Annotated in this window: 11 protein-coding genes and 2 tRNA genes; 12 read left to right on the top strand and 1 reads right to left on the bottom strand. The window is 47.2% G+C overall.

Annotation, left to right across the window (positions count from 1 at the left end; genetic code table 11):
• The first annotated feature begins 84 nt into the window (after window positions 1-84).
• The 3 genes from K0A89_00675 to K0A89_00665 all read left to right on the top strand — a co-directional run bounded on the left by K0A89_00675 (window position 85) and on the right by K0A89_00665 (window position 4,040).
• Window positions 85-2,184: an endonuclease MutS2 gene (locus K0A89_00675; GenBank protein ID MBW6517005.1), complete on the top strand. Its 2,100-nt coding sequence runs from the start codon at window positions 85-87 to the stop codon at window positions 2,182-2,184.
• A gap of 172 nt (window positions 2,185-2,356) precedes the next feature.
• Window positions 2,357-2,785, top strand: a complete 429-nt coding sequence (locus K0A89_00670) for a hypothetical protein (protein MBW6517004.1) — start codon at window positions 2,357-2,359, stop codon at window positions 2,783-2,785.
• A gap of 73 nt (window positions 2,786-2,858) precedes the next feature.
• Window positions 2,859-4,040, top strand: coding sequence for an NDP-sugar synthase (locus K0A89_00665; protein ID MBW6517003.1), 1,182 nt, complete (start codon window positions 2,859-2,861; stop codon window positions 4,038-4,040).
• 70 nt (window positions 4,041-4,110) lie between these two features.
• Here K0A89_00665 and K0A89_00660 read toward each other — a convergent pair whose 3' ends face one another.
• Window positions 4,111-4,752, bottom strand: a complete 642-nt coding sequence (locus tag K0A89_00660; GenBank protein MBW6517002.1) for a glycosyltransferase family 2 protein — start codon at window positions 4,750-4,752, stop codon at window positions 4,111-4,113.
• Between the two features lie 110 nt (window positions 4,753-4,862).
• Between K0A89_00660 and K0A89_00655 the strand changes: the two genes are divergently transcribed.
• From K0A89_00655 to K0A89_00615, 9 genes are all read left to right on the top strand, one after another.
• Entirely contained in the window at window positions 4,863-5,876 is a 1,014-nt protein-coding gene (locus tag K0A89_00655; protein ID MBW6517001.1) for a flippase-like domain-containing protein, read from the top strand.
• A 221-nt stretch (window positions 5,877-6,097) separates the two neighbouring features.
• On the top strand, window positions 6,098-7,093 hold the full coding sequence (locus K0A89_00650; protein MBW6517000.1) for a glycosyltransferase family 2 protein: 996 nt from the start codon (window positions 6,098-6,100) through the stop codon (window positions 7,091-7,093).
• Window positions 7,094-7,234: 141 nt separating this feature from the next.
• Window positions 7,235-9,082 carry a PAS domain S-box protein gene (locus K0A89_00645; protein ID MBW6516999.1) on the top strand — a complete coding sequence of 616 codons (1,848 nt, stop codon included), beginning with the start codon at window positions 7,235-7,237 and terminating at the stop codon, window positions 9,080-9,082.
• A 51-nt stretch (window positions 9,083-9,133) separates the two neighbouring features.
• Window positions 9,134-9,943 carry a PAS domain-containing protein gene (locus tag K0A89_00640; GenBank protein MBW6516998.1) on the top strand — a complete coding sequence of 270 codons (810 nt, stop codon included), beginning with the start codon at window positions 9,134-9,136 and terminating at the stop codon, window positions 9,941-9,943.
• Between the two features lie 9 nt (window positions 9,944-9,952).
• Window positions 9,953-10,330, top strand: a complete 378-nt coding sequence (locus K0A89_00635; GenBank protein ID MBW6516997.1) for a roadblock/LC7 domain-containing protein — start codon at window positions 9,953-9,955, stop codon at window positions 10,328-10,330.
• A 4-nt stretch (window positions 10,331-10,334) separates the two neighbouring features.
• Entirely contained in the window at window positions 10,335-11,519 is a 1,185-nt protein-coding gene (locus K0A89_00630) for a GTP-binding protein (GenBank protein ID MBW6516996.1), read from the top strand.
• Complete coding sequence (locus K0A89_00625) at window positions 11,520-12,209, top strand: RAD55 family ATPase (protein ID MBW6516995.1); 690 nt, start codon at window positions 11,520-11,522, stop codon at window positions 12,207-12,209. It abuts the gene before it with no gap.
• A gap of 143 nt (window positions 12,210-12,352) precedes the next feature.
• Window positions 12,353-12,426, top strand: a tRNA-Val gene (locus K0A89_00620).
• Window positions 12,427-12,585: 159 nt separating this feature from the next.
• Window positions 12,586-12,659 (top strand) — tRNA-Phe (locus tag K0A89_00615).
• Window positions 12,660-12,671: the final 12 nt, after the last annotated feature.

Genomic DNA, 12,671 nt, shown 5'->3' with positions numbered 1-12,671 from the left:
TCCAAACCTGAGTCAAATTCAAAAGGTTAACATCCCGCAATAAGGAAAAACCATATATCGTTTAACTCCTCTGTGATATCCTGGATGAGCGATATAAGAGATATCCCGGGAATCGGAGATAAGACAGCCCGGCGCCTCCTCGAGCATTTTGAAAGCCATGAGGAGGTAATGAAAGCATTCATGCACCATAATGTGGCTGCCATTGCGGCAGTTCCGGGGATCGGCGAAAAGAACGCCATTGCCCTGGTGCAGGCATTTATTTTCAAGGACGAGAACATCTCACCGGACGACTTCCTCAGGACCCGCGAAGCGCAAAGGGTGTACCGGAGTTTACTGGATATAATCAAATCATATACCGGTACAGCATATGCAAGGGACAAGCTCAATATTTACTTCCCCATGTCCTCATCAAGAAAAGATAGTATCAATTCAAGGATGAAGGATGTGGCTGCCGCCTGCCGGATGGTGGAGATCATATCCTCCACGACAGGCAGTTCCGTGAAGCTTAAAGAGGTACTGGCAGGCATCAGGCCACTGAGAACAGCAAGCACTAAAAAGATACGGGACAGGGTCATAGTAGCAGCCGGCCATGAGGAATACCAGCAGGTCCAGGCCAGGTTCGGGAGTACCATCGACGTATTGCTGGCAGAATCCCCCCGTGAACTCGCAGATGCTGCTACCGCTTACCATCTCGTCACGGCATCCATAGCCATGGAAGGCGTGAACATACCCTATGATGCCCAGGTAGAGTATGCTGAACTGGCCGGCCTTGAGATGTGGGAAGTTGTACCGGAAGTTGAGGTCGCTTTGTTCTCACTGAACCTGAAAAGCATAACATCTGCAATAGAGGCATACAGGCTGACAGGAAATGCCGGGTCGCATGTCTTTGTGGATATCAAACCGGGCCATGTAGGCCGCCTGGGTTCGGCACTCGAAGTTGTTGGTGAAAATAACGATATCAAGACCGGGACAGATAGTGAGATGGACAGGATACAGTCTGCCCTGGAGAGACTGGATGACCGGGTAAAGACAGAAGAGAAGAGTGCGGACGGGCGGCTCCGGGAATTTCTTGAGAACAGTACTGTCACCCTCAGCGGCAAGGATCTCATGAATGCAATGGGCGGTGATGTGAAAGGGCTGCTGGACAGGGAGATATCGGGGCAGTATACAAGGATAGTAAAAGAAGCAGTGCAGGGAATAACTGGTGGTCTTGACCTTGATCCAAAAGAATCGCTCGTGCTTGATGATCTGTTCAGCAAGGATATCATGACCTCTATTGAAGCTGACAGGAACGTTGTGGAACAGCTCAGGTCGTTATTACGTGCCAGGCTGGCAAAACGCCGCATGGATATATTGAGGGGGGCCGCACGCAAACTATCTGACCTGAAAGATACGGCCAGGGCACTGGTATCGGATGCAATGGAACTGGATATGTGGTTCGCGATCGGCCTCTTCGCCAGGGAGCGCAACCTTACCGTACCCACCCTGGTGGATGAGCCCGGTATCCATATCAGCGCAGGTACAAACCTTTTTTTCCGTGGTGATTTCGAGCCCGTTGATTATGCACTGGGTACGGTTCACCCGGGAAGGAGGGCCAGGGAGTACACACCTGAGCGGGTGGCTGTCCTGAGTGGCGTTAATTCAGGTGGCAAGACCACCACGCTGGACCTGGTCGCCCAGGTGTTTATCCTGTCCCACATGGGATTTCCCGTCCCCGGCAGGGACGTGACCGTGGGGTTGATAGATGAGCTGTATTATTTTGGTAAATCCAGGGGCACCATGGATGCGGGTGCCTTTGAATCAACGCTGCGGGAATTCTCTGTGGTATGGGGGACAGGGAAAATGGCGGTCCTTGTGGATGAACTGGAATCCATTACCGAACCGGGAGCATCGGCACGGATAATCGGTGGCATCCTGGAGTCACTTGCCGAGAATCCCAATGCAATGGGTATCTTTGTGAGCCACCTGGCAGAGAGCATAATGGAACATACTTCGGCACCGGTACGGGTTGACGGGATTGAGGCACGGGGACTGGATGATGACCTGAACCTGATAGTAGACCGCAATCCCAGGTACAATTATGCTGCCAAAAGCACACCCGAGCTCATAGTGGAGAGACTGGTGCGCAGGGCAGACGATGACAAAAAGGATTTCTACCAGCGATTGCTGGACAAGTTCAAATGACGGGGCCAGATATTCTCTATTCCTGAACTCGTTATTCCCGGAGACTCTATTTCCTTTTTTGTTCTTCTCATCGTAACAGACCATATCAGGATTGTCCGGGGTATTGAAATAATTTATATGGTGGAAGTGCCAACTCTCATTAAACGGAAATCTTTGATGGAGTGGAAATAGTATGACATCAGATTATGAATCCTTCTGGGATGCAGATAGTTTCGCTGTGGTAACGGACAGAACAAAACCGGCAATGAAGTGGACGATACATGAACTCACCAGGCGGGGTAAAAATGTATCTACGGTAGACATATCAGATAAACCGGACGCGGGAACATTCAGGGACGTATCCGGACTGCCTGACGGCGTCCAGGGTGCCGTCATAGGAATTACGGGTAAACAACCCGCAGTTATCATGGATGCACTTGCAGCTAAAGGCATCAGCAACATCTGGGTACACTTCTCTATCGACACGCCTGAAGTGAGGGAGAATTGCGGCCAGGACGGGATGCATTGTGTCACGGGAAAATGTCCCATGATGTACCTGGGCGGCAGTATCAGTATCCACGGCATCCACCGGAACATAGCAAAACTCATTGGAAAGTATTGATGCATGCTGGAATTGCCACCGGACATATCGTTATTGATATATACTCCCAAAACCATTGGAATCCGGTGAAAAAATGAAAGCCTGCATCATGTGCGGAGGCGAAGGTACGCGTCTACGACCGCTGACATTCGACCGCCCCAAACCCAATATTCCTTTATTGAACAAACCTTCGGTGGTACACCTGGTGGAACACCTGGCAACCGAAGGTTTCAGTGAGATCGTAATTACCATAGGTTACCTGGGTAACGATATACAGGAGGCACTGGGTGACGGCAGCCTGTTCGGGGTCCATATCGAATATGTGCGGGATAAGATCAAACTGGGTACAGCCGGCAGTATAAAGAATGCAGAGCCACTGTTAAAGGACGAGCCTTTTATTGTTATTGGTGGAGACCATGTGATGGACCTGAACCTTCGCGAATTATACCGCTTCCACGAACACAATGATGCAAAGATAACCATCGGGCTTTTGCCTATCGAAGACCCGCGGGAATACGGTATTGCTGATATGGACGTGTTCAACCAGATACACCGGTTCTATGAAAAACCAAATGCCGGAAATATATTCAGCAATCTTGCCAGTACAGGGATATACGTATGTGACCCTGCCATACTTGAATTGATACCCCCGACAGCAAATTTTGATTTTGCCAAGGACCTGTTCCCGAAAATGATGGAAATGGGTGATAAGCTGAATGGCTATATGGTGAGGGGGCACTGGACCGATATCGGTAATGCTGGCGCGTACAGGCAGGCATGTAAATGGAAACTCGAAAAACTGCCTGGCACAATTATTAATGGGGACCTCAATATACGGGATGCAAGAGTTCTCGGGCCGGTAAATATCGGCAATGCGGTAACGATAGGCACCAACTCTGCACTGGTGGGACCTATTGTGATAGGGGAGAACACCACTATTGGGGATGAAGTGCTCATAGGCCCCTATACCTCGATAGGTGCTCATTGCAACATTAAGAGCGGGGCCAGGATACTGTCTGCTATTATCTTCAATGATGTGGAGATTGGAAAGAACACCAGCGTTTCAGGAGCCATAGTTGACAATGCCACCAAAATAGGTGGTAACTGTACACTGGAAACAGGTACTGTTATCGGACCCAGAGTGGTTATCCGGGATAATGTTACTATACATTCCAATGTGAGCCTGTGGCCTGAACTTGTTATTGAAGAAGGGAAATCCGTGAAAGAAACCCTGGAAAATCAGAGTTATACGAATCACAGTACACACAATTCATGAAAAGCATCTGTTCCATGGAAAGGCATTTGAACTATGTTAATGACTCAAGTTATGTCAAGCACTTCAATCATTAAAATAACTTGAACCTGTACCTGAACATGGCCCTTAGTACAATTATACCGTCACGTACCGGCCTGAACTTGGACGAACCGGTCCGGGCCATATAGGTTATGGGTATCTTTTTCACCTTAAGTCCCAGCCGCACCGCCTTGGCTGTTATTTCCGTCTCTATCCCAAAATCATCTGATTCCAGTTCCATCTTCTCAATGGCCTGCCACCTCAAGCCGCGGAGCCCTGAAAGGTTATCCAGCCGCGATGAATAGAGCACCTGGAACAAAACCCTGGATATGGCATCGCCTACCAGGAAGATTCGCGGCAGGGAATCCCCGTCAAACTTCATCCTCTCACCGATAACAAGGTCGTATTCCACGAGGGCTTCCATCATCAGGGGTATTGCACCCAGAGGATACGTGCCGTCCACATCCAGGAACACCACATCGTCCTTAACGTGGTCAAAGGCACAGCGCAGGGCTTCTCCCTTGCCCAGGCCACCATCGTATATCACTTCCACTCCGTGCTCATTGGCAATCTCAACGGTGCGGTCTGTGGAGTGCCCGTCCACCACGATAATCCTGGGATGGCCGCACAGTTCCAGTATCCTCTCAATGGTGGCACCTATACAGGATTCTTCGTTCTTTGTAGGCAAGATCACGGTGACCAATGTATCACTTCACAAACAATTTCGTTGTCTATTATCACGTATTCATAATTAGCAGGTCATCAAGGTTTATATATGATATTATTATTATCATTCATAGCACCATGCAACGATTGAAGAAATTTCTTGTCATCTCATTAATGTTAAGTATCATGTTCCTGGTGCTGCTCACAGCATTCACGGTAGGACCTGAGACACTTCCTGCCCTGCGTGAAATGAAACCATTGTATCTTTTCACTGCTATGGCTTTGCACATAGGCAGTTATGTTATCTGGGGCATGCGGTTGAAAGTGATGGCCTGGGGGCTGGGTCATCATATCAGTATAAGGGATGCTACAGAAGCAGTGGTATCCAACCTGTTCGCGGCATCGATTACTCCATCCATGGCAGGCGGTGAGCCTGTACGGATACACCTGCTAAACCGTAGTGGAAATATTCCCGTCGGTGATGCTTCTGCTGTTGTTATTGCAGAGCGTGTGCTGGATGCCCTGCTGTTGTTGGTCGCAACTCCATGTGCACTCTGGGTGCTCAGGGCATCGCTGGTCAGCTGGGAACTTGATGCTGCAATTGCGGTTGCAGAGATTTTCGTACTGTTCATGGTCGTCCTTACCATTGCGGGTCTGTTGAATCCGAAATTCATTGCCTGGATATTGGCTCTTGTCACGCGCGGCCTTCACAGGATTATCAGGTTTGACAGGACAGAACACATTATTGAGTTCATAGACCGAGAATTGTGGAATTTCCATAACGGCCTTTGGAAATTTGTCAGGACCGGACAGAGAGGACTGGTGCTTGGGGGCCTGCTTACCGTGGTGTTCTGGTTCGTGGAATTCCTGATAGTACCCCTTATTCTGCTGGGACTGAACCAGCCACCTCATCTCCTGACCGCCTTTGCGGTCCAGGTGTTCCTGACATTGGTCATGGTGGTCCCCATCACTCCCGGTGCCAGCGGAATTGCGGAACTGGGCGGTGCTGCATTGTTCGGCATATTGGTTCCGGTTTCCATACTTGGTATCGTTGTGACAATATGGCGGTTGATAACATATTATCTCAATATTGTCCTTGGTGGCCTGGTGAGTGTAAAGATTCTGAAGAATGGAGATTTGTTACGGGATTGAAACAATAGTTAGTATAGTGTCGGCGTAACTTTCTATACAGTGTTACTTGATTCACACCACACTATATATTAGTGCTACTGCTTAGATAGTAGTATCCATTATAATTACACGGGGTGGGAGTGTAATATATCGGGTAGGGGTGGGGGTGTCATCTTCACTCTACTCTATTTATTCTCTATTTGGATAATTGTATAAACCATTAATTCCAATTGAGGACCCGTATGAAAACGGTCAGTATTCTCATTCCAGTGGCACCTTTTGAGCCGTTGTCGATCATTAAGAAATCTGTTGCATCCTTATCAAAACTTGAATCGACAGATATTGACCCGGATATATTGTACATAATTGACTGCCCTGAGGGACCTGATGAACGTACCCGCTACCTTGAGGATAAAGGTATCAGGCATCTTGTACGCAATAATACCCGCGGTCGCAGGGGAGGTGCCATTAATGATGGACTGGATACATTAAGGGGGCCAGACGGGATACTCGATACGGACCTTATTGCACTTTTTGATGTGGACAGCCGCCCCGACCCGGATTTTGTCCTCAGGTGCATAGATGCCATTGAACGTGAAGAAGATGCCATAATGGCAAGCGGCGCCAGGTACATCACCAACCAGGATTCAGGATGGATAGCCAGGATAATCGCAGCAGAATATTCCTTTTTCGAGGATGTTTACAAACTATACGAACGGTTCGACGGGTTCAAACAATTTAATGGGCTTATCGGTGTTATCGATGCCAGGACCCTTGACGGCACCAGGCTCAACGAAGCTGTTTATTGCGAGGACCTCGAGTTCACTCAGCGGATGTATGTTGCAGGCAAGAAGCCGGTCCTTGCCCGGACTAAGGTAGGAGAACAGGGGCCAACCAGTCTTAAGGAACTCTATAACCAGCGCGTTCGCTGGCTTTCAGGTGCACTGGAAGGAGTTGAAGAGAACATAACGCGGTTCTTGTATGCCCACATCCCGGTAAACCAGAAGATTGCCTGGTTCGGGTCCATGACATTGCCATTCGCTGCATTTGTATTAAGCCCTGCAGTCCCTGTCTATGGAGTCCGGTTATGGATCAAAGGTGATGACCGGGTGCTGTTCAAGACCCTGGGATTGTGCTTCCATGTGTGGCTTATCAGTTTTTGCGGTGTACGGGCAATATTCAACCGTGCAAGGAAGACCAGAACGGTCTGGACTGACACGTCCAGATCTGATATTTGATGTTGTTTTTTTTCCCTGTTCCCGGGCAATACACGTGAACATAATTGAAAATATAATACTCGTTCCTATCAATAAACTCATATAAAATAATATATAATATAATGAATGGGAACAATAATAGTAACTTACCGGGGGGTTTAGATGAATAAACATATACAGGATTCACCCCTTCTTGTTATGGAAAGAGAATATGGGTTAATCAGCCTGGATGTTCTTCTTTTCCTTGATACGAAAGGAATTATCCTTGATGTCAACAACTCAGCACTTCAGACATTTGGCAAGAACCGTGAAGAGTTGATAGGAACTCGTTTCTGTGATATTTTCAATGATCCGGTGAAGGCTGGCAATGCATTGGTCCAGGTACTGAACAATGGAGAGGTCAGGGACTATGAACTGGTCATGGAACCAAAAGATAACGACAATACTATTCTCAACTTCAATATTTCCATCTGCAAAGACAGGACAGGAACAGTAACAGGGGTATTTGCAGCTGGTCATGATATCACCCGGAGTAAACGAGAAGAATTGAAACTGCATTTTTTACAGCGTTACAACAGGGGATTGATCGAGACAAGCATGGATCCGCTCGTGACATTTGATCAGCAAGGGATAATCCTGGATGTGAACGAAGCCACCATCAAGGCAACCGGCAGGAGCAGGGAAGAATTAATCGGCACTCCTTTTGCGGATTATTTTACCGAACCTGAAAAAGCTTATAAAGGGGCCATGCTGGTATTCGAAACCTGTGAGGTCAGGGATTACGAACTTGTTATGAAGGCAAAAAATGGGACCGAGACGATTGTGGCTTATAATGCTACGGTGTATGAGGACCAGTCAGGAAAGGTAGTAGGAGCTTTTGCTGCAGCTCGTGATATCACCTTACGAAAGCATGCAGAACAGGAGATACAGAACCTTCAAAGTTATAACCGGGGATTAATAGAGGCGAATCTTGATGCCCTGGTGACTTTTGATCGGACCGGGGTCATCCTTGATGTGAATGAGGCAAAGGTCAGGATTACTGGCAGAAGTCGTGAAGAGTTGATAGGAACACCCTTTTCTGACCATTTCACAGATCCTGTAAAAGCACACAATGTTGCAATGAAAGTATTCGAGACCGGGGAAGTCAGGGATTATGAACTGGTGATGAAGGCGAAGGACGGAACCGAGACCATTGTATCGTATAATGCGAAGGTCTATACAGACCAGAATGGAACTGTGGTGGGGGCATTTGGCGCTGCAAGGGACATAACTGAGAGAAAGAGAGCAGGGCAGGTAATACAGAATCTTCAACGATATAACCGGGGATTGATAGAGGTCAGCCTTGATCCTTTAGTAACCTTTGACCAGAAAGGAATTATCCTCGATGTGAACGAGGCGACTATTCAGGTTACAGGCAGAAGCCGGGAAGAATTGATTGGTACACCATTTGCAGATTACTTTTCAGACCCTGAAAAAGCATATAAAGGTGCTATGATGGTCTTTGAGACCGGGGAGGTCAGGGATTATGAACTGGTCATGAAAGCAAAGGACCAGACTCAGACAAAAGTGGCCTATAATGCTTCAGTGTATAAAGACCAGACAGGACAGGTTGTGGGTGCTTTTGCAGCGGCACGTGATATCACGCGCCTGAAGAAGGCAGAACATGAACTCAAGGAAACCGTTAACAGGCTTGAGGCTTATACCACGCGGATCAATAGTCTGATGGTAACCATATTAGACCAGATCACCGTAGAAAAAACAAAAGGAGTAGTCCTTGATATTTCAGGATTAGCTCCTGATGTTGAAGTTGCCGAACCCTTGATCAACATTGCCAAGCTGGCAAGACAGCTCGGAGCTACGTGTATCGTTACCGGCATTAAACACGAGGCAGTACAAAGATTAACTGATATTGGCGCCAACCTGGCCCCTATTACTACGGAACGGTCATTACTTGACGGCCTGCGATACACCATAGCAATGATAGAAGAAGAGAATAACGAGGATGAATAACAAAGGGAGTCCGGACACTATGACAGAAGGCAGTTTCAGGGGAGTGAAAGCATGAATGTTGCACCAGAAGATGTGCTTCAATATATTGAAAAGGAGTTGGGAATAAGCAGTCCCGACCCCTGGATACTATTTGACCGTGAAGGAACCATTGCTGATGTGAACGAGGCAACAGTAAGACTTACCGGCAAAAAAAGGATTGAACTGATAGGAACTCCGTTTGCAGATCACTTTACTGACCCTGGAAAGGCAAATAATGGTGTGAAACTGGTCTTCGAGACCGGAGAGTTGCATGATTACGACCTGGCCCTCACGTGTCCGGACGGGACCAGGACTATAATTGCCTGTAATGCTTCAGTCTTCAAAGACCGGACAGGACAGGCAACAGGTGCTTTTGCGGTTGGCCGGGATGTCACTGTTCTCAAGACGGACCATCAAAGGTTACGGGAAACTATAACACGAATACACCATAAATATCGTCATATCCAATCCGAATTATCGAATGCCGAATCGGATTGCAACAAAGCAAAGAGGGAACTCCAGGAAACAGTCAACAGGCTTGAGGCATACACGGGTCGCATAAACAATATGATAGTGACCATGCTCAAGGAGATCACACACAAAGAATGCAGTGTTGTGATCCTTGATATTACCGGTTTGCAGGAAGATGTTGAAGTGTCTGACCATCTGGTCACCATCGCGCAATCTGCCAGGCAGCTCGGTGCTACATGCATCGTGACAGGAGTTAAATCAGATGTTGTGGATAAACTAACTGACCTTGGCGTCACATTATCTCCCCTCTCTACCGAACAATCGCTAAAGAACGGGCTGCGATATACCATTGCAATAATAGAAAAATCATAAGGTGAACATATGGTCCAAACCAAGAAGGAAAAGCTGGATCAGGTATTGACCAAATTCATGCGGGTCGGACAGGTAAAGGCAGTTGGTATTGTGAGTGTGGAAGGTCTGTTGATAACATCTATTATGCCGCCTGATATGAATGAACGCATCGTGGGCGCTTTATGTTCAACGATCATTGCAAGTGCCGAAACGGCAAGTTCCCAGATGGGGACGGGAGCGGTCTCTGAGGTCAGCGTAAAAACCGAACACGGGATATTGCTGCTCAAACCCGCAGGAAAAAAAGCGTTGCTTTTTGCCCTTGCTGAAGTGGAGGCCCAGTTCGGGTTGATAACACTGGAGATCGAGATCCGGGGTAAACAGGTACAGGATATACTTGAAGAGGTATAGGGAAATGGATCTGAAGAAAACCTACATTCCTCGCCTGGATGAAATTCTTGGCGGGGGCGTGCCAAAGGGAACATCGATATTGTTCCAGGCAATGCCGGGTATCATATCTGATGTTTTCGGGTACCAGATCATTTCACAGCGAGCATACCTTGACAAGGATGTCGGTTTCATTTATACCAATACCCGGACACCCGCCGAGATAGAGCGTGTCTTTGACAGATATGGTTGGGACCTGAGAACACCTCTGCAAACCGGGACATTATTTTTTGTTGACTCTATCTCAGAAATGATGGGGGTCCCGTCAATTGGGAAGTTTATCATCAATGACCTTGCCAAAAGTGAAGATATTTTGCTACGTGCCATCGAAGATATCTCCGGCGGAACGGCGGTGTTTGAAAACGTGGCCACGTTAATTGATTCGATTGGAGCGGATAAAACACTGGAATTGATGGAGATATGGAATGGGGCTGCCAGGAAAAACAATGTGAATATGGTGTATATTTTTACCAGATGGGATTATGAAGACCAGACAATTGAAAAATTAAAGACCCTGGTTGATTGTGAAATTGAGCTTTTTGGTATTGAAGAGAAGGTTATGTACAGGCAGGTATTCATGGTGGTAAAATCCAACTGGACCATTGCATCCAAATGCAAAACATTTTTCGAGCTTACTGAACCCGGGGGAATTAAGGTATTTATTCCAAAACTACTGGTAACCGGGCCTTATAATGCAGGGAAGACCACGTTTGTCCATGCAATAGCAAAAGAAGCTGTTTCAGTGGAAAGGCAGGCTTTTGAACTGTTTCCAACAACTGTGGGGCTTGATATCGGGCATGTAGATTACAAAGGTTTTTCTGCTGATGTATTCGGAACTCCCGGACAGGAACGGTTTGACCTGTTGTTGGAGCCGCTGGCAAGGGAATCTATCGGCACGTTCATTATTATCGACTCGACGAGACCCGAAACCTTTACCCGGGCAAAAGAAATGATAAATATGTGCCGTGCAGAGGCCATACCAAAAGTGATCGTTGCCAATAAGAGTGACCTGCCCAATGCCCTGACACCCGATGAGATCAAAAAAAGAATGGCTTTATGGGAAGATGTGCAGATAGTGCCGGTATCGGCCCTGAACAACAAAGGGGTGCATCAGGCACTAGATGCCCTTTTTGAATTAATATACAGAGTTTAAATGATACCAAAAGTTAAGACCGGAATTACCGGTTTCGATGAATTGATTGGTGGGGGATTGCCTGAAAATACCATAACGCTTGTCTACGGGCCCCCAAAGACCGGGAAGTCGATATTCTGCTACCATCTCCTGCAACAGGCAGTGAAAGATGACGAGTTCTTCCTCTACTTAATGACAGATTATAATCTGCCCCAGCTTGAAGAAAAAATGATGTCCTTTAACTGGCTGATTCACGAATATTTCCAAAAAGAAATGCTCTATGTAGTGGATATCGCAGCCGGGTCAATTGGCGCAACACAAAAGGAAACGCATACGTTCAAGATAGCCTCCCCACAAAATCCAACTGAAATAATCAGTGCAGTAATTGATGACCTGCAGTATATTTACCAGAAGACCCATCATTTCAGGTCGGTCCTTGATTCTACTACAGCCCTGTTTTCGTTCAATTCACCTATACTTATGATACGGGTCCTCAAGTCGTACACCATGAGGATGAAGGTGTCAGGGGGTACGGGGATAATTACCTACACGGAAGGGGTCGTGGACTCCCAGATTGAAACCCTGTTAAAAACGATCGTGGACAATATCGTACACCTGGACGGGGAAAAGATCGATGTTGAAGCAATGGTCGGTTGCGAGAACGTATCTGCAAATTATACTCTTACTGATAAGGGTTTTAACATAATTTGACAATCAGGATAGGTTTTTATATTTGATGTATACGTTCCCTATTCGAGTAAATCAGTCATATACAGGGTTATGGATGAAAAACGCTAACATACCCAAAGGTTTATCTAAAATCATTACTTAGGAAGGGGTGCCAAATCCAATGTGGGCTCGTGGTCTAGCTGGTTATGACGTCGCCTTGACATGGCGGAGGTCCGGAGTTCGAATCTCCGCGGGCCCACTCCCCACCTACTCTAACCAGTAGCGGGTTGCACACGTATACAGCCCTACGGGCTGAATACGTGGACTGTGTGCATTTTTTGTGCAACAAGAAGTGGGTTGTGATTGGAGAAAGCGAAGATTTGATATACCATTAAAGAGAAGAGAATATTCCTACCGTGCCCAGGTAGCTCAGTCTGGGAGAGCGCTGCCCTGAAGAGGCAGTTGTCCCCGGTTCAAATCCGGGTCTGGGCACATTTTTTGTAT

The sequence above is a fragment of the ANME-2 cluster archaeon genome, from assembly GCA_019429385.1.
GTDB lineage: Archaea > Halobacteriota > Methanosarcinia > Methanosarcinales > Methanocomedenaceae > Methanocomedens_B.
Note: the sequence above shows the minus strand (reverse complement) of the source record. Positions and strands in the feature narration are given on the sequence as shown.